14 protein-coding genes are annotated in these 17,237 nt (G+C 65.8%); 5 read left to right on the forward strand and 9 right to left on the reverse strand.

All coding sequences use genetic code 11. The features are described from left to right. Positions 1-10: 10 nt before the first annotated feature. Positions 11-898 carry a 3-keto-5-aminohexanoate cleavage protein gene (locus ON40_RS36660; protein ID WP_040829954.1) on the reverse strand — a complete coding sequence of 296 codons (888 nt, stop codon included), beginning with the start codon at positions 896-898 and terminating at the stop codon, positions 11-13. Positions 899-920: 22 nt separating this feature from the next. Further along, positions 921-1,478, reverse strand: a complete 558-nt coding sequence (locus ON40_RS48740) for a TetR family transcriptional regulator (protein WP_051194131.1) — start codon at positions 1,476-1,478, stop codon at positions 921-923. A gap of 599 nt (positions 1,479-2,077) precedes the next feature. On the opposite strand from ON40_RS48740, the gene ON40_RS36670 reads away from it, so the two are divergent. After that, a complete protein-coding gene (locus ON40_RS36670) occupies positions 2,078-3,706 on the forward strand; it encodes a bifunctional 3-(3-hydroxy-phenyl)propionate/3-hydroxycinnamic acid hydroxylase (RefSeq protein WP_051194132.1) in 1,629 nt (542 codons plus the stop codon). Continuing rightward, entirely contained in the window at positions 3,699-5,330 is a 1,632-nt protein-coding gene (locus ON40_RS36675) for an FAD-dependent oxidoreductase (RefSeq protein WP_040829955.1), read from the forward strand. The genes ON40_RS36670 and ON40_RS36675 overlap by 8 nt, the downstream gene beginning before the upstream one ends. 513 nt (positions 5,331-5,843) lie before the next feature. Here the strand turns inward: ON40_RS36675 and ON40_RS36685 are convergent. The 6 genes from ON40_RS36685 to ON40_RS36710 form a co-directional block, all read right to left on the reverse strand. Continuing rightward, on the reverse strand, positions 5,844-7,067 hold the full coding sequence (locus ON40_RS36685; protein ID WP_040829957.1) for a cytochrome P450: 1,224 nt from the start codon (positions 7,065-7,067) through the stop codon (positions 5,844-5,846). Further along, positions 7,064-8,284: an NAD(P)-binding domain-containing protein gene (locus ON40_RS36690; protein WP_040829958.1), complete on the reverse strand. Its 1,221-nt coding sequence runs from the start codon at positions 8,282-8,284 to the stop codon at positions 7,064-7,066. The genes ON40_RS36685 and ON40_RS36690 overlap by 4 nt, the downstream gene beginning before the upstream one ends. Continuing rightward, positions 8,281-9,498, reverse strand: a complete 1,218-nt coding sequence (locus ON40_RS36695; protein WP_051194133.1) for an NAD(P)/FAD-dependent oxidoreductase — start codon at positions 9,496-9,498, stop codon at positions 8,281-8,283. Before ON40_RS36695 ends, ON40_RS36690 begins: the two co-directional genes overlap by 4 nt. Beyond that, positions 9,495-9,689 carry a ferredoxin gene (locus tag ON40_RS36700; RefSeq protein ID WP_040829959.1) on the reverse strand — a complete coding sequence of 65 codons (195 nt, stop codon included), beginning with the start codon at positions 9,687-9,689 and terminating at the stop codon, positions 9,495-9,497. Before ON40_RS36700 ends, ON40_RS36695 begins: the two co-directional genes overlap by 4 nt. A 94-nt stretch (positions 9,690-9,783) precedes the next feature. Beyond that, the gene (locus ON40_RS36705; RefSeq protein ID WP_040829960.1) at positions 9,784-10,521 is read right to left on the reverse strand and encodes a TetR/AcrR family transcriptional regulator; all 738 of its coding nucleotides are present in this window, start codon (positions 10,519-10,521) and stop codon (positions 9,784-9,786) included. Between the two features lie 699 nt (positions 10,522-11,220). Further along, a complete protein-coding gene (locus ON40_RS36710; protein ID WP_051194134.1) occupies positions 11,221-12,063 on the reverse strand; it encodes a zinc-binding dehydrogenase in 843 nt (280 codons plus the stop codon). A 171-nt stretch (positions 12,064-12,234) separates the two neighbouring features. Here ON40_RS36710 and ON40_RS36715 point away from each other — a divergent pair, with 171 nt between their 5' ends. The 3 genes from ON40_RS36715 to ON40_RS36720 all read left to right on the forward strand — a co-directional run bounded on the left by ON40_RS36715 (position 12,235) and on the right by ON40_RS36720 (position 15,065). After that, a complete protein-coding gene (locus ON40_RS36715) occupies positions 12,235-13,233 on the forward strand; it encodes an aldehyde dehydrogenase family protein (protein WP_051194135.1) in 999 nt (332 codons plus the stop codon). A 16-nt stretch (positions 13,234-13,249) separates the two neighbouring features. Then, positions 13,250-13,516 carry a hypothetical protein gene (locus tag ON40_RS52660; protein ID WP_157186659.1) on the forward strand — a complete coding sequence of 89 codons (267 nt, stop codon included), beginning with the start codon at positions 13,250-13,252 and terminating at the stop codon, positions 13,514-13,516. A 640-nt stretch (positions 13,517-14,156) separates the two neighbouring features. After that, on the forward strand, positions 14,157-15,065 hold the full coding sequence (locus ON40_RS36720; protein WP_040829961.1) for an isocitrate lyase/PEP mutase family protein: 909 nt from the start codon (positions 14,157-14,159) through the stop codon (positions 15,063-15,065). Between the two features lie 84 nt (positions 15,066-15,149). Here the strand turns inward: ON40_RS36720 and ON40_RS36725 are convergent, their stop codons facing one another. Then, the gene (locus ON40_RS36725; protein ID WP_245568152.1) at positions 15,150-16,955 is read right to left on the reverse strand and encodes an ArnT family glycosyltransferase; all 1,806 of its coding nucleotides are present in this window, start codon (positions 16,953-16,955) and stop codon (positions 15,150-15,152) included. Positions 16,956-17,237: the final 282 nt, after the last annotated feature.

Below are 17,237 nucleotides of genomic sequence, written 5' to 3' on the forward strand. Positions count from 1 at the left end.
GGACGCTCACTCAGGAAGAAAGCACGTCCAGTGCGTTCTGATATGTGGCGACCGGGCGGCCGACCTCGCCGGCGAGCGCGATGGCCTGCTTGATCATGTCCGTGTTGGTGTGGCCGACGGTGCGCAGCGGGTCTTCGAGGCCGATCCGCAGGTTCCCGCCGCGCTCGACCGCGTAACGCGCCAGGTCCGTCTCGAGTAGTTCGCCACCCATCAGCGATACGGTCCAGGGCAGGTTCGCGCCCTCGAGCAGGCCGAGGTAGATGTCGAGCGCTTCCTTGGTCGGCGGCAGACCGAAGGTCGGGCCGGATTCCTTGGCGCCCCAGGCGGATCCACCGGCGAAGTAGAATTTCGCAACTGTTCCGGGAACGAAACGCCCGGCCGCGCCGAGGGATCGGACCCAATGGATGGCGCCGGGGTTGAAAATACCCAGCGAACACGGAACCCCGAATTCGTGCGAGAGTTCGGTCATCGCGGTGGCCTGGGCAAAGGTGGTGCCGCTGACGATCGAACCCGTCATCAGCCCCGTATCGTCTGCCCGGCCGTGCTCGGTCACGCCGGGGTCGAAGGCGAACATCGTCATCTGGCCGGATTCCGCGAGCGGACGCAGATGCAGCATCTGTTCCTCGACCTTGTGTCCCGGCATGTAGGCGGGGTACACGAGTGCCCCGGGGTACTCGGCGAGGATCCCGCGGTTAACGTCGATGATCTGGGCGATCGCGTCGTCGAGGGGCAACGAGAAGTCATGATGGCAGTGCACGATGCCCGCGCCGGCGGACAGGCAGTTCTGAGCCTCTTCGATGATGCTGCTGGTGCTCAGTTCCTCGCCTCCGGCATTGGCGACGACGGGGGACATGGCGACCTCGATGACGAGGGGCCGCCCGGTGACATCGGTGGACATGATTCCTTCTTTCTCCGGACGTTCAGTCCGGCGGTGCGGTGCGGCCTTCGAGAAGGTGGCCGCACAATTCGTTGTGCTGACGGATCACGACCATCGGATCGAGATCCGGTTGCTCCGACCAGGCCTCCCACGACAGTCGGAAGGCGGCGACCACCGCGGCGCCGGCCATCCTGGCCGTCGCCGACCGCGCGCCGACACCGAGTGCCGGTGCGAGTGCCGAGGCCCAGCGCTGCTCGCTGTGCAGCGTCTCCTGAAGCAGAACGGCATGCAGCGCTTCGGATCCGGCCAGTACCACGTGCAGCCCGGCTGCCTCGCGGGGGTATTTGACCGGCCAGGACTCGGCCCAGGCGGCTTCGACCGCCTGCCGGAGGGGGAGTCCGGACTCGGCAGCAGCGAAGATGTCGATGACGCGTTCCAAGCCGCCGCGCAGGAACGGCCGTATCGCGTCCTCCTTGCGCGGGAAGTAGCGGTGGAACGTCCGCTCCGAGACGCCCGCGTTCGCCGCGAGTTCCGGCACCGAGAACGCGCTCGAACCCGACTCGATGAAGAGTTCGACCGTCGCGCGCGAGGCGTCGGCCAAGCCGAGATCCTGTCGCCTTCCGCGCTGTGTATCCGTCGATGCCATGTCAACCCCGAATCCGCGTGAACCTGCGTGGCGTTGTTCAAGCCTGATGCCCTATCCGCTCTGTGACTGATTATGCCACTACTGGCAGAATCTGCCAATAGTCAGGCACCCCTTCGAGACGGCCTGGCGTGTGTGCTTCCTCTTCGGACGAGTGCCGAGCCCGACCGCGCCCTGGTGTGGAGCTCGCTCCGCCCTGCCCTGGTGACGCTGGTTGAAAAATGACCCACCACAGAGGAATCTGACACATAGTTTACAAACGTGCCGAGGGTCGGGAACTGTCGACGGCCAGCTGAGTCTCGCCCGGGGTGAGGGCGACTTCACTGACTCGGCCTGGTATCGCCGGTCACTACATTCGCGTAGCGGCTGCATAGAAATCTCTTTCGGCCTTGTCCGCGGAACTTCACTCGAAGAGATCTGACGCGATGTACATTAGCGTCGGAAGGTTCGACGTGAGGTCGTGTCTCACCGATCCTGTGCCCGACGCACCGGCGCGTACTGCACTGCTGTGCAAAGGTTTTCGATGTTCGAGAGTGCAGCCGAGGAGGCTTCGTTCGGTGGAATTCGATGTAGATGTCGCGATAGTGGGTGCGGGACCGTGTGGCGCGACCCTTGCGAACCTGTTGGGCGTAGCGGGTGTGCGAACGGTGGTTCTGGACAAGAACGTCGGTATCGTCGAGCATCCGCGCGCAGTGGCGATCGACGACGAGTCGCTGCGTTCGTTTCAAGCCGCAGGCGTACTGGTGGACGTACTTCCGGACCTGATTCAGAATGTCCCGATTCGGTACTACAGCTCCAGCGGCAAACAACTGGCACATGTAAGCCCGGTAGGGCAACCCTACGGCTGGCCGCGCCGCAATCTGTTCTTTCAGCCACTCATGGAAGCGGCTCTGCGTAAAGGGCTCGATCGCTTCGATCATGTTCGATTACGGGTGGCATCCGAGGTGACCGACGTGACGCAGGACGCGAACGGGGTTGAGCTGGCCGCGAAGTCGCCGGACGGCGAGGCCCGAATCCGGGCCGGGTACGTCGTGGGTGCCGACGGCGGCCGGAGCTTCGTACGCGATGCGCTCGGTATCGCCTTGCGTGGCGAGACAGCGCCATCGAAATGGCTCGTGGTGGACGTGAGCGACGACACGTGGGACGCCCCGTTCTCGGCGGTCTACTGCGATCCGGATCGACCCGCGATGACCATTCCACTTCCCTACGGGCATCGTCGATTCGAATTCAAATTGCTACCCGACGAAACGGAAGACGAAGTGGTCACCGACGAGTCGGTGCAACGTCTCGTCGGACGCTTCTATCGGGGAATCCCGACGCCCACCATCTCGCGGCGGCGCGTGTATTGGCATCATTCGCGTACCGCGGAGACCTTCGGTGTCGGCCGCGTCTTCGTGGCGGGCGATGCCGCCCATCTTCAGCCGCCGTTCTTCGGGCAAGGCATGAACTCCGGTATCAGGGACGCAACCAACTTGGCGTGGAAGCTCGCTGCTGTCACACAGGGACGTGCGGACGCGCGATTGCTGGCAACCTACGACACCGAGCGGCGCGGCAACGCCGAGACCATGGTGTCGTTCGCGACGCGGGTCGGAAGCTATTACCAACCCCGTAATCGTGCGACCGAGATGGTTCGCGACGTGCTGTTTCGCAACGTCCAGCGGATACCCGGCGCGCGTGAATACATACTTCAGATGAAGTACAAACCGGCCCCGCGCTATCGCGACGGCGTCGTGGTCGGTGGAGCGACGAACGACAAGGGGTCGCCGGTCGGTCGGATGTTCGGCCAGCCCCCGGTGCAGACGGCCGACGGTGTTCGCCTCGAGCTCGACGACGCGGTCGGCGGAAACTTCGCGATTCTGGGGTTGACAGCGGACCCGGCGGATCACCTTCGAGACGTGACCCGTGATCGATGGACCGCGTTGGGCGCGAAGCTCTTTCATGTGACCCCCACGTTGACCGCGCGCCGTCACGGATTCGAGACGACGACCGCCACGACGGAGCTCCGCGATATCGCCGGCTATTTCCGCGATCTCTTGCTCGCACGTAAAGACGACGAGGTACTGATTCTGCGGCCCGACAGATACGTGGCAGCGGTATGCCGCAGCAACGATCTCGAACGGGTCGTCACACAGCTGTGTGACCTCATCGAAACTCCGCCCCGGATAGGAACTCCCGAACATGGCTGATACACGGACGCACGACGTGATAGTTCTCGGCGCCGGTGCTGCGGGTTTGGTTGCCGCGATATCGGCGCACGACGCGGGCGCCGACGTAGGGATCTACGAGAAGGCAGAACACGTCGGTGGTACCGCAGCGTGGTCGGGCGGCATGGTCTGGATGCCCAACAACCCGCACATGGCCGCACTCGGTGTCTCCGACAGTTCCGAGGAAGCGCTCACCTACATCCGTTCTCTGACGCACGATCTCGTCGACGACGCCGTTCTCGAATCGTTCGTTCACAAGGGCCCTGAAGTGATCTCTTGGCTGGAAGAACACACTCCCGCCCGGTTCAAGATCATCGAGAATTTCCCCGATTACCACCCCACCCACCCGGGTGCGAAGGAAAACGGTGGCCGCACGCTGATGTGCCCGATGTTTCCGTTCGCCGAGCTGGGGGACTGGGCGGAGAAGGTATGGGTCGGTCATCAACTGCCCGTGAACATTTCGCTGGACGAGACGACGTTCGGCGAGGGCGCGTCCAGCGGTCCCACGGCGGAAGACCTGGCCGCACGCAAGGCCACAGACGCGCGCGGCACCGGGCAGGCTCTGATGGGCGCTCTTCTCAAAGGATGCCTCGACCGCGGTCTGCTGCCGCACACGTCGACACGTGCGCAGTCGCTCGTTCTCGAGGACGGCCGCGTCGTTGGCGTTCGTTTCGGTTCGGAGACAGAGGATTTCGAAGTCCGTGCTCGGCGCGGCGTCATCCTCGCCACCGGCGGTTTCGAACAGGACGCGGAGATGGTGCGCTCGTTCCTCCGTGGGCCACTCGATCGACCGGTATCGGTACCGACGAACACCGGTGACGGCCTGAAGATGGCGATGCGTATCGGTGCCGGACTCGGAAACATGCGGGAAGCGTGGTGGGCACCCACCATCGACGTCGATCGGCCCGGTCTGGGACGAGTGCCCTACCTGGTCAACGGAGAGCGTTCACGTCCGCACAGCATCATGGTCAACCGTGCAGGTAACCGGTTCGCCAACGAATCGGCGAACTACAACGCCTTCGGGGCGGCATTTCATTACCTGGACGTGTCGACGTACGACTACAGCAATCACCCGGCTTGGCTGCTGTTCGACAACTACTACATGGAGAAGTTCGGTCTGGCAGGCTATTTCCCACCTGCGGCCCTTCCCGACTGGATCGTCACGGCGGATTCCATCGAAGCCCTCGCGAAGACGATCGACGTGCCGGCAGCTCAGCTGGAAGCCACCATACTTCGGTGGAACAAATATGCTGTCGACGGCAAGGACCCACAGTTCGGACGTGGTGAGTCGACACTCGACCAGTGGTGGGGCGACCGCGAGGTCGGAGCCAGGTCGGCCGCCAACGTAGCGCCGCTGGACACTGCGCCGTACTACGCCGTGCAGGTACGCAGCGGAGCGTTGGGGACGAAGGGCGGCCCGAGGACCGATCCGAGCGGGCGCGTACTCGACGTCGACGGGCTCGAGATCCCCGGCCTGTACGCGGCAGGCAACGTGATGGCGTCGGCGATGGGGATGACGTACGGCGGTGCCGGTGGAACTCTGGGACCTGCTTTGGTGTTCGGCTGGTTGGCTGGACGAGACGCCGCCGGCAGCGCTGGAGTCTGATCGGCTCCACGGCCTCGTCGCCGCGCGCGGAAGCGACTCCCGCCGCCATGCTCGTGGCCGACGATCGGCGTCGAACGCGCGCCCTCGGGCAGTTCCGGGCGGCAATGGTGTGGAGGGCGACAAGGCGACACCGGCCATCCGATTCGGCCTATAGGAAACGTCATGGATCTCGACGTCACGCCAGCTCAAACGTAGTTCCGTGAGAAGTACGTACTTGGTTGCACGAAAACGCGCCGACAGGTGAGCGTCCCCACGAGCTCGAGGCGGTGCGAGAGTTCGATCTGGAATGGCAACGCACTCGATTCGACGGGGGTGGGCCGCTATCTTCCACGCACCGGTGGGCACTGGGCGATCGGCAATCGCGCTGTGGGCGTGTTCGCGTCGGCCCGCATCCACCAGGTTGCACGACGGAACATCCGATTCGACGGTGTTGCCCATGTCGAGTCCATGACCGGCCATGATTGTGCGACTTGGCGTGGATGCCCGAGCATCCACGCCAAGTGACTGTGTCGGTCAGCGGGTCACGAGCAGTTTCTTCACACCGTAATTGGTGCCGGTGACGTCCATCGGGACCTCGTCTGCCGGAACTGCCAAGCGCAGCTCGGGGAAACGACGGAAGAGCTTGGGCAGCACGGTTTTCAGTTCCGCGCGGGCGACGTTCTGGCCGAGGCATTGGTGCACGCCGTAGCCGAAGGCCAAGTGGCGGGTCATCTTTCGTTCGAAGTCGGGGACGTTGGGGTCGGTGAACACGCGCGGGTCGCGGTTGGCGGCGTTCATCGCGACGACGACCAGGTCGCCCTTGCTGATTCGGGCGTCGCCGAGTTCCAGGTCTTCCAGGGCGACGCGACCCAGCCCGAACTGGACGATGGTGAGGTAGCGCATCAGTTCCTCGACCATCGCGCCGACCTTCAGGGGTTCCTCGGCGTGCTCGATCAGGTGGCGGCGCTGCTCGGGGTGGGTGAGCAGGGTGTAGGTGGACAGTCCGAGCATCGCGGCGGTGGTGTCGTGACCGGCGAACAGCAGCAGTACGCCCATGCCGATGAGTTGGTTGTCGGTGACGAAGGACGCGTTGGTGCGTTGTGCGGCAATGAGTTCGGCGAGCAGGTCGCCGGTGGCGTTGCTGCGTTTCTTGTCCGCGATCAGGTTGGTGATGTAGTCGATCAGCCAGTGTGCGCCCTTGTCGCGCACGTCGCGGGGGTTGCCCATGTCCATCATGGCCTCGGTGGCGTGATGGAATTCGTCGCGGTCGGCGTAGGGGACGCCGAGCAGTTCGCAGATCACCAGGCAGGGGATGGGCAGCGACATCGCCTGCACGAAGTCGAAGGTCTGTGGCCCTGCGGCGATCGCGTCCAGGTGTTCCTCGACGATCTGATCGATGTAGGGCTGCAGCCGGGTCTGGATGTTCTTGGGGGTGAACCGGCCCGCGAGCAGGCGGCGGTAGAGGCTGTGGTCGGGTTCGTCCATCATCACGAATACGGGGTCGAACGGCGCGTCGTGCCCGGCCTCGTCGACCTCGCCGGGCAGCGTGTCGTGCCGCTGGCGGTGGGCGGTGAACCGCGCATCGCCGAAAACCGCGCTGCCCTCGTCGAATCGGGTGACCAGCCAGCCCTCCAATCCGTTCGGGAAGCGAACCCGATGCACCGGCTTGTCCTCGCGCAGGTCGTGGTATTCCACGGGCGGGTCCAGTGGTGCGGCCGCGGAGCGGGTGACGGGCTGTTGAACGATGGTGTCGGTCATTTCTTCTCCTGGGCGGTGTCGGCGAGGGCGGCTTCGATGCCTTGATGGGTGGCGGTGGCATTGCCCCAGCCCACGTAGTAGGCGAGTTGGAGTGCGGACTCGCGCAGTTCGTCGGGGGTCAGGTCCCGGGTGACCAAGGCGCCACGTACCTGGATCTGGACCAGGTCGGCGCGGCCGAGGGCGGCGGTGGCGCCGAGCACCAGCAGCCGGCGGTCACGGACGGACAGCCCGGGGCGGGACCATACCTCGCCGAACAGATGGTCGGTGGTGGTGTCGGTGAACGGGGTGCTGGCGGCGGGCATGTTCTGGCTGAACCCGTCGCCGTAGACCGCGTCCATCACGGCCAGGCCGCGCTCGTGCGCGGTGCCCTGCGGTTCTTCCATGGGCAGATCGAGTGTGTCGCGCACGTGGGTCCGCGCGACATCGGCCAGGGGGATGTCCACGTGCAGTTCGGTGGACAGGTCGCGGGCGGCGGTCAGGTCCTTGGACATCAGCGGCTCGATCTTGCGGCTGAGCGTCTCGGGCAGTTCGCCCTGGGCGTCCCGCGAGTGCAGCAGTTGCAGCAGGGTGCGGCCCTGCGGATCGGCCGTTTCGATCACTTCGGCCAGTTTCGCCGGATCGACCCCGGCCGCGCCGGCCAGCGCCGCGGCCTCGTGGACGGTGCGCCAGCTGCCGTAGGTGACGACGTTGCGGGCGATCTTGGTGGCCATCCCCGCTCCGAGCGGACCGCAGTGCACCACCTTCTTCGCCCAGTCCCGCAGGACCGGTTCGGCGGCGGCGACCACGGCCGCGTCCCCGCCCAGGATCGCGACCATCCCGTTCTCGGCGGCCCGGTCCCCGGGGGTGACGCCGCAGTCCAGGAAGCCGACCTCGTGTTCGGCGCACAGGTCCGCGAGCTCGCGGACCACGGGCAGCGCGACGGTCGAGAGCAGCACCAGGGTCAGTCCCGGGTGCGCTCCGGCGAGTACGCCTTCGGGCCCGGCGATGACCGTGCGTGCCTGCTCTGCGTCCACCACCGCGATCATCACGACGTCGCTGGCCTTGGCCACGTCGGCCGGGGAGCTCAGTGGCGCGTCGACGTCCGGTAGCGCCTCGGCGGCATCGGGGCGGATGTCGTAGACGACCGGGACGCGTCCGCGTCGCGCCAGGCTGACCGCGACGCCGCCGCCGATCATGCCGAGGCCGATGACCCCGGCGCGCAATTCATGCTGTGTCATTCTGAAATCCCAACGGGGAGAGGAGGTTCGATGAGGGCATTGGCGGCCACCTGGGGGCGGTAGCCGCGGGTGGCACGGGGCATGTTCACGCCGACGACGCCGCAGATGCGGCCGTTGTCGCTGTAGCGGGCGACGAGGCGGCGTTCGGCGATACTGCCCTCGACGATGTCCACGCGTTGTGCGCCGCGGGTGCGGCCGTAGATCTGGAATTTCAGGTCGTACTGGTCCGACCAGATGTACGGGACCGGGTCGAAAGGCTGCGCCGCTCCGGGGCCGGCGAGGATGTTGCGCGCGACCAGCAGGCCCTGTTCGGCGGCGTTGGTGCGGTGTTCGATCCGGGTCGGGGCGCCGGTTGCCGGATGGTCCCAGCAGGCCACATCGCCGGCCGCCCACACCCCGGAACCGGCGTGCAGGGTGGCATCGCAGTGCACACCGTTGTGCACCGGGACGCCGCTGCCGGCCAGCCAGGCCGTATTCGGGATCGCGCCGATACCGACCAGCACGGCATCGGCCTCGATCGTGCGGCCATCGGCCAATCGCACGCCGGTGGCGCGGCCGGACTCGGACAGGACGGCGTCGACCAGGGCGCCGGTCTCGAGCCGAACGCCGTGTTCACGATGGACCTGGGTGAGCATCGCGCCCAGGTCGGCGCCCAACGCGTCGGACAGCGGCGCGGTGACATCGGTGACCATCGTGACCTGTGCGCCCAGCGTGCGGGCGACCGCGGCCGCCTCCGCGCCGACGAAGCCGGACCCGACGATGACCAGATTCGGCAACGCGCGCAAGGCATCTCGAAACGCGAGTGCGTCCTCGAGGGTGCGCAGTACGTGCACACCCGCGAGCCCGTCGGTTCCGGGCAGGCGGCGTGCGGCAACCCCGGTGGCTATTACCAGGGCGTCGTAGTCGACCTGTCCTCCATCGTCGAGCGTCACCCGCTTGGCACTGGTATCGAGGCCGACGGCTCGACGCGCCAACCGCAGATCCAGATCCAGAGCGGCGATGTCCTCCGGGCTGCGCAGCAGTACCCGGGTGCTGTCCCAGTCGCCCGCGAGCAGTTGTTTGGACAGTGGCGGCCGGTCGTAGGGCAGGTGGGATTCCTCGCCGATCAAACTGATCCGCCCGGTGTATCCACCGCGACGCAGCCCTTCCGCGACGCTCAACCCGGCGGCCGACGCGCCGACGATGACGACCGATTCGAGGCTGTGCGCGTTCATTCGCGCACGCTGATCACGGCGGCGGGGCAGACCGCGGCGGCTTCGCGCACGGCGGCCAGCTGATCGTCCGGCGGATTGTCCTCGAGCAGGACGACGACACCGTCCTCCTCGCGCTGATCGAAGACTTCCGGGGCCGCGAAAACACACTGACCTGCTCCGCAGCACTTGTCGATGTCGAGGCTGATCTTCATTGTCGGATCCTTCCGAAACTCGTTAGCGAATGTAACTAAACTAAGTTCAGTCAGGACTGTACGCCTCGTTCGCGAGATGTGTCGAGCGCGGCGGCTAGGAGTTGCTGTGACCTGTGTCGCGAATCAGGATCGAGCGAAGTTGCTGGGACGCGGGTGAATCCGACGGTGAGGGCCATCGTTCGGAGCTGTCCGGTGCTGCGGAAACGAGGGCGTCGAGCAGTCCGTCCGCCAACGCCAGCATCAGTGCCTCGGTGGAGGCGCCGGAGAACAGGCTGTGCGACAGTGACAGCTCACCGTGTAATCCTTGCCACAGGGTCTGTGCGGACTGTTCGATCGGCAGCGCCAACCCGTGCCCGGCCTCGCGACAGCGTACGAACGCCTTGCGGAAATTTTCCGAGATCAATCGCGATGGGTGCCGCCCGATGCGGGAGGCATCCACCTCGGGCTGACGCACCTCGTACATCAGCCGATAATGGCCGGGATTGTCGAGCCCGAACCGGCAATATGCGTGCGCCGCAGCCCGCAGGCGCGCACGCGGACCATCGGACACCGCGCCGACATCGGCATCGGCCATCCGAGCGGCGAGCTCGGTGTACTTATCCGACAACGCCGCCCACACCAACTCGGTCTTATCGGCGAAATGCAGATAGATACTCGCCGCGGTCGTACCCACCTCGGTCGCCACCGCGCGCATGGTCAGCTTCTCGACCCCACCCCATTCGGCCAGCAAGCGATTGACCGCCGCGAGGATCTCCGTGCGCAACTCCTCGCCCCGGCCCCGCGGGCTCCGCGCCCTTCCCTCGCCCCGGCCTCCCGTTTCGGTTCGCGTCATATGACCTCCGCCTTCCCGGAACCGAGCGTACGCGGGCCACCGACGAGTGCTTCATGGGCTTGTACAGGTATGGCAGCCCGAGCGCCGCTCAGCGCAACAGGACGGTGACACCGTGCACCGCCGTCAGTAGCGCGATCGGCGGGACGATGGTCACTGCGGCGGCGAGGATCGGGACGCTGTGGGGTGTGCACGAACGCGTGCACAGCGTTCCCCGCGATGCTCACCGCCGCCGACGGGTCGTGGAGGAGACGACGTCGGTAATGCAACTGTTCGCACCCTCGACTCGTCTGCGGACCATCGTGTCCTGGGTTCTTGCGACCTGCCTTTCGGCGCGGTTACGGTCTCGACGATCTTTATGCCGACCGTCCTGACATCGCTGGGCTGCGATGCGGTGCAAGCGCCGGATTGTCGACTCTGAAACGGCGATTACGGTGGGGCTCGTCGTGGGTTCGACGTTGGGGCCTCTCGTCGGCGGATACGTCTATGACCAGGTGGGCGAAGGCGGGACCTTCGGGTTGGTCGCGATGCTGTGTGTCCTGTTCGGAGTAGCCGTGGTCGCCGGTCCCGAGACCCACAACCGTCGGCTCGTCGATCAGTGGGTATCCAGCGCCCGCGTACCCCGGCTCGTTCCCGGGGTACGCGGGCGCCGCAGTGGTCCTACCGTGGCATCGAGAAAAGGCCGTCGGCGAATTGCGGGGGCTAATGGGCGGGGTGATCGAACATGGCTACCAGGCGGCCGTGGTAGTCACCGCGCTTCATCCGGTCGTAGCCCTCACCGATCTGCTCGAACGAGAGTGTTTCGACGCGCGAGGAGATGGTGCCGTTCTCGATGAATCGGAGCACCGCGGCCAGGTCGTCCGTGCTGCCGGTAACCGAGCCGTGCAACTGCACCTCGCCCAGGACGAGATCTTGGACGTCGAAGGTGACGGTTGGCTTCGCGAGTCCTACCTGTACGACTCTGCCGCCCTTGCGGACCGTGGCGACCGCGCCGGAGGTGGTGGTGTCGAAACCGGCGAAGTCGATGATGACGTCGAGTTTCGCGTCGGCGAGATCGCGGACATCGGTGACGACTTTCAGTGCCCCGTCCGCGGTGGCGCTCGCGCGGGCCTGTTCGCTGACGTCGGCGACGAAAACCTCTGCGCCGGAAGCCTTTGCTATCAGCGCGCCGAGCGAGCCCAGTCCGCCGTACCCGACGATTCCGACGCGTGTGCCTGCGGTGACCTCACCGATTCCGAAAACCGCATGGTGGGCCGTGCGACCGGCGTCGGTAGCGGGGGCGGCCTGTTCCCAGGACACGCCGTCGGGGATGTGCACGGCTTCCCAGTCCCGGACGAGAACCTTGGTGGCGAAACCACCGTCGATCGCGGTGCCCGGCCCGTCGGTGTCGGCATTTATCGCGACCCGGTCACCGACATGGAAGTTCTCGACGCCTTCGCCGATCTCCGAGACCACTCCGGCGAATTCGTGACCGAGGATGATCGGGGCCGGTCCGAGCAGGGAGGTCAGCGTCCCGTCCAGATAACTGAGGTCGCTGTGGCACAAGCCGCAGCGTCGACGTAGCGGCCCAGGATCTCCGCGTTGCCGGTGCCGATCATCGGAGCCGCGCCGCGAATTCGCGGCACGATTCCCTCGACCCGCCAGGGAACGCTCGTGATCGTCAACCGCCCGATCGCCGGGTGCGGATGCTCGACGTCTTGGATATAGCCGCGGCTGGTGAAGCGGTCGTCGGTGGCGACCTGCTGCGGTGGCGGCGACGTACAGCGCGGTCACCGCCGCGGCCGCGCCGTGCAGGTGATCAAACCGGCCACCGAAACCCCCTTGGTACTACTGGCTTTCGTCCAGGCGCTCATGGATGCGGGTGTCCCCGCAGGCGCCCTCAACGCCGTCACCACCAGTTCGCCCAATGACGTCATGGAGCCGCTGATCCGGTCCGGGCTGGCCCGCAAACTGTCGTTCACCGGGTCTACCGCGGTGGGGGTCAAGCTGCTGGAACAGGACGCCGAGCAGGTCCTGAGTACGTCGTTGGAGTTGGGTGGCAATGCTCCCTTCATCGTTTTCGACGACGCCGACCTACAGGTCGCGATCGATGCCCTGATGATGAACAAGATGTGGAACGCGGGCCAGACCTGTACCTCGGCCAATCGGATCTTCGTGCATTCCACGATCATCGACCGATTTCAGGAGATGCTGGTCGAGCGGATGTCCGGTTACGTCCAGGGCAACTGGGCCGAGGACGGAGTAAACCTGGGGCCGCTCATCAACGCCAGGCAGGTTGCCAATGTGGCCGCGATCGTGGACGACGCCGTGGCCAAGGGCGCGAAACTCGTTGTCGGAGGGGGGCATCCGGACCGTCCGGGATACTTCCACCAGCCCACGGTCCTGCGTGACGTTCCCGCCGACGCTCTGCTCAACACTGAGGAGATCTTCGGCCCGGTCGCTCCGCTGATCCCGTTCGAAGACGAGTCCGACGTGGTGCGGCGGGCGAACGACACGGACTACGGCCTGGTCGCCTATGTCTTCACGCAGAACCTGCACCGCGCGGTGCGGGTCTGCGAAGCCTTGGAAACCGGCAATGTCGGTCTCAACCGAGGGACGGTGGCCTATGCCGCGGCGCCTTTCGGCGGTGTCAAGAAGTCCGGTCTGGGACGTGAAGGCTCCTGGGAGGGGCTCGACGAGTTCCTGGAGACGAAGTTCGTCGCGCTGCAGATGTGACACGACGTTTTCGATCATGGCTATTGTCGGGCCACGGGATGCCCAGGGCCAGGCATTCAGCCTTCTGTGCGGTTTTCAACGTGCGCAAGGCATCGCGGTTTTCAACGTGCGCAAGGCATCTGCCAAGTCGGCGGGCGGCGGGAGATCGCGGTGGCTGCGCTCGGACTTCGGCAAGGTCTCGTCGATCTCGCTGCCGACCGCCACCCGGCCTCGCTCGCGGGAAAGCAAGGGGCTGGCCGACATTCGCGTTCAGGGGGCCGATGTTCGTTCTCATCGGAGTTGACGCAGTCAGTAGGAGACTGAGCTGGGGTGCGTCGGATTGATGAGAAGGTCAGGGCTGGAACGATTCTCATCTTGTTGATGCAGATTATCGTTTGATCACCGATCGACGGCGTGCCGGCTGCTGTTCGCGGATTCTGCGAGTTATCGGATCTCGGTTGCGGGAGGGATGCCGGTCTGGCGTTGCTGTTCGGTGTGTGCGGCAATGAGTTTCGCGACTTGCGCTGGCTGTAGGCCGGTGGTGTCGATGACGTGTGCTTCCTGGCTGTGCCCGGGTAGCAGTGTGACCAATTCTGCTGCGGTGGTGGTTTTCCCGGCCCCGAAGAGTCCCTTCAGCCAGACGATGATGGGATCGAGGGTATGGGGCGTCGGACGGCGGGTGGGTCTGCGGAGTTCGACGACGACGGGACCGGGATCCCTGCGGCGGACCGCTCGAGGTCTTCGACCGGTTCGTCCGTCTGCAGCGCGACCGCGCGCGCAGCAGCGGAGGTACCGGGCTGGCCATCGCCGAAGCGGCTACGCCCACTCCTGAAAAAAGCAGACCTGCGGCGCAGTCACGCTAACGTCCGGGCTCGGTGAAAGTTCCCCTGTCGGTCAGTTTCCGTCTCAGCGTTTCTTCAGCACTCGTTTGACAGGTTCGTGTCATGGATTCCGCATCGGGTCACCTCCGCAGCTACGGCACCGCATTGCGCACCGAGATCTCCGGCGACGGGGTCACCCCGTTGATCGGGATCTATGACATGTACTCCGCGTCCATCGCCGCGCAGCACTACAACGGCATGTTCGTCTCCGGATTCGGTTTCGCCGCCTCCTATTACGGGCTGCCCGACATCGGCTACATCGCCTGGCCCGACATGGTCGGCTTCGTCCAACGCCTGCGGCTGGCGTTCCCGCACCAGCACTTGCTGGTCGACATCGACGACGGCTACGTCGACCCCGAGGTCGCCTGCCACGTCATCGAGCAGTTGGAGGCGATCGGCGCGTCCGGGGTGATCCTGGAAGACCAGAAACGGCCCCGCCGCTGCGGGCACGTTTCCGGCAAACAGCTCCTCCCGCTCGAGGAGTATCTGGACAAGCTCGATCTGGTGCTCCGGACCCGCACCGACCTTGTGGTGGTGGCTCGCACCGATGCCACCGACGAGCACGAGATCCTGCGCCGGGCCGAGGCGTTGGCGGCTACCGATGCCGACGTGCTGCTGGTCGACGGGGTACGCAGCGTCGAATGGATCCGCAAGGTGCGCCGCGTGATCGGCCCGAAACCGTTGTTGTTCAACCAGATCGCGGGCGGGCTCTCCCCGCGGCTGTCGCTGAGCGAGCTCGACGAACTCGGTGTCGACGTCGCGATCTACTCCACTCCGTGCCTGTTCGCCGCTCACGCCGCGATGAGCCACACACTGCGGCAATTGCGTGCCAACGACGGGCGTCTGGACCCGATCGGCGACGGCGACGTCGGGGTAGCCGAGTCGATCGGCCTGCTCGAGCACAATATTTCCAGGCATCACCCCCGTAGCCGGGACCGGGAACCCGGGCTGACGGGTGCGTCGCAGCAGTGACGTGCAGAACACGGATCGGCCCTACGACTTGTTGCGGCCGACTATCGGCCTCACCGAATGTCTCTCGTCCGTGTGGGCCACGACTCAGCCACGATATCCCGACAGGTCGTACATGGTCACATCACCGAGCTGGACCGGTGTGAAATGCGCTGCCACCCAACGTTTGATGTCCGTGTGCGCGGTGGGCCGGTGATCGGCGTGGTCGGCCAGGTAGTAGGTCACCCGGTGGTCGCGGACCTCGCCGATGAATTGGTTCAGGGTCGGTACCGGATCTTTGCCGCCGAATCCGCCGATCGCCATGACCGGTGTGCGGGAGGCCAATTCGAGTTCCGCCGCGTTCTCCGAATGATCCACGGCCGCAGACCAATTCGAATGCGTCCCGGTCAGCGCGGCGACCAGTCGGGGATTCGATGCCAGGCTCGGCCTGCCATTGTCGTGGACCGCGGGTCCGGCGGTGAGCCGGATCTGGTGTGGCTGACCGAGAGTGGCGAGTGTGTACACGGTCGAACCACCTATGGCACCTGTCAAGGCGGCGGCCAGCGTCGCGGCCGCGACGCGCCGGGACAGCAGCGGAAGCAACAGAGCCGCGGCCGCGCACACCGACACCGCCAGCACGATCCAGCGCAGCGGTGGCAGCCAGGCGCCATTGCGGTGCAGCAGCCAGAATCCCCAGAAGCCAGAGACGAAAACCAGTGCAGCCAGCCCGATTCGGCCGAAACGGGTGTCGCGCGCCCGCCACATCTCACAGGCGCCGGTCGCGCTCAGACCGGCCACAGCGGGTGCGACCGAGAGCGTGTAATAGGGGATGACGATGCCGGTCATATAACTCAGCACGCCGCCGTCGATGATCAGCCACAGCCCGAAGAGAAGGGCCGCCGCGCGGATCGGATCGGTGCGCGCCGCATGCCACCGCGCTGCCACCAGCAGAACCAAGGCCAACAGCGCGGTCGGCAGCAGCCAACTGATCTCGACGCCGAATTCACCGGTGAACAGCCGGGCCGGACCGTGCACGACGCCTCGGTGCACCGGACCGTTCCAGTGCGGGCGATGCCCCAGCACCCGGCCGAATCCGTTGTAGCCCAGCACCAGATTCATGAACGAGTTGTCCGTCGAACCAGCCATGTACGGCCGCGAGGAGGCCGGCCACAGCATGGTCAGCGCCACATACCATCCCGAGGACACCACCAGCGCCGCCAGCGCCGCGACCAGTTGCACGATTCTGGCCCGGATCGGATTGGGTGCGGCGACGAGGTAGGTCACGCACAGCGCCGGGGCCACCATCAGCCCCTCGAGCATCTTGGCCAGGAATGCGAAACCCAGCGCGACCCCGCCCAGCACCAGCCATCTCGTACTCGCCGCGGGCAACGCCCGGGCCAGCGCGTAGACCGTGGTCGTCATCAGCAGCACCATCACCGGATCGGGCTTGTCGAAACGGAACATCAACGCGGCCACCGGCATCAGCGCCAGGCACACCCCCGCGAGCAGCCCCGCCGCGGGTCCGGCCAGACGCCGCACGGCACCGTACAACAGCCCGACGGTCGCCACCCCGATCAGTGCCTGCGGGACAAGTTCTGCGGCGCTGCCGAATCCGAACAGCCGCGCGGAGACGCCCATCACCCACTGCGAGACCGGCGGCTTGTCGACGGTGATGAAGTTGTTCGGATCCAGCGATCCGAACAGCAGCGCCTTCCAGCTCCGCGTCGCCGACCACACCGCCGCCGAGTAGAACGCATTACCCGTGCCGTTGACGGTGATATTCCTGAGATAGGCAAAAGCGGTACCCGCGAGCAGCAGGACAAGCCCGACCCGATCTCGGGCCCCGAGGCCCGTCCCGCGCGGTGATGATGGTGATTCCGGTGTGGTTGCGGGCAGCTCGGAGGAAGTCAGCACGCGCCCTATTCAGGCACGCTCTCCCTGGAGCGGGCTGTGCCTATACGGTGAAATTCCTGAGCGTGGGGTCCCAGACCGAGCGGCCCCGGAATTCGCCGTATCGAGCAATCCGGACATGCGTTTCGCAGACCGTCGTCGCCGGAATCTGCGACTCCAGCCGCCGACCCGGGTATGTGGAGGCGTCGCCGACCGGACCGTGGAGCATCTGCATCCGTCCGGGGTGCTGATGCTGGGCACGTTGCCGGTGCTGTGCTGTGGCTGGTGTAGGGATCGCCGACCGGA

The organism is Nocardia jiangxiensis NBRC 101359, assembly GCF_000308615.1.
Lineage (GTDB): Bacteria > Actinomycetota > Actinomycetes > Mycobacteriales > Mycobacteriaceae > Nocardia > Nocardia jiangxiensis.

What these genes read in the sequence shown, in the direction of transcription:
- ON40_RS36695 (WP_051194133.1), bottom strand. Translation starts at nt 9,498, where the DNA reads ATGAACGCGCACAGCCTCGAATCGGTCGTCATCGTCGGCGCGTCGGCC.
- ON40_RS52660 (WP_157186659.1), top strand. Translation starts at nt 13,250, where the DNA reads ATGGCTATTGTCGGGCCACGGGATGCCCAGGGCCAGGCATTCAGCCTT.
- ON40_RS36720 (WP_040829961.1), top strand. Translation starts at nt 14,157, where the DNA reads ATGGATTCCGCATCGGGTCACCTCCGCAGCTACGGCACCGCATTGCGC.
- ON40_RS36705 (WP_040829960.1), bottom strand. Translation starts at nt 10,521, where the DNA reads ATGACGCGAACCGAAACGGGAGGCCGGGGCGAGGGAAGGGCGCGGAGC.
- ON40_RS36700 (WP_040829959.1), bottom strand. Translation starts at nt 9,689, where the DNA reads ATGAAGATCAGCCTCGACATCGACAAGTGCTGCGGAGCAGGTCAGTGT.
- ON40_RS36675 (WP_040829955.1), top strand. Translation starts at nt 3,699, where the DNA reads ATGGCTGATACACGGACGCACGACGTGATAGTTCTCGGCGCCGGTGCT.
- ON40_RS36690 (WP_040829958.1), bottom strand. Translation starts at nt 8,284, where the DNA reads ATGACACAGCATGAATTGCGCGCCGGGGTCATCGGCCTCGGCATGATC.
- ON40_RS36660 (WP_040829954.1), bottom strand. Translation starts at nt 898, where the DNA reads ATGTCCACCGATGTCACCGGGCGGCCCCTCGTCATCGAGGTCGCCATG.
- ON40_RS36685 (WP_040829957.1), bottom strand. Translation starts at nt 7,067, where the DNA reads ATGACCGACACCATCGTTCAACAGCCCGTCACCCGCTCCGCGGCCGCA.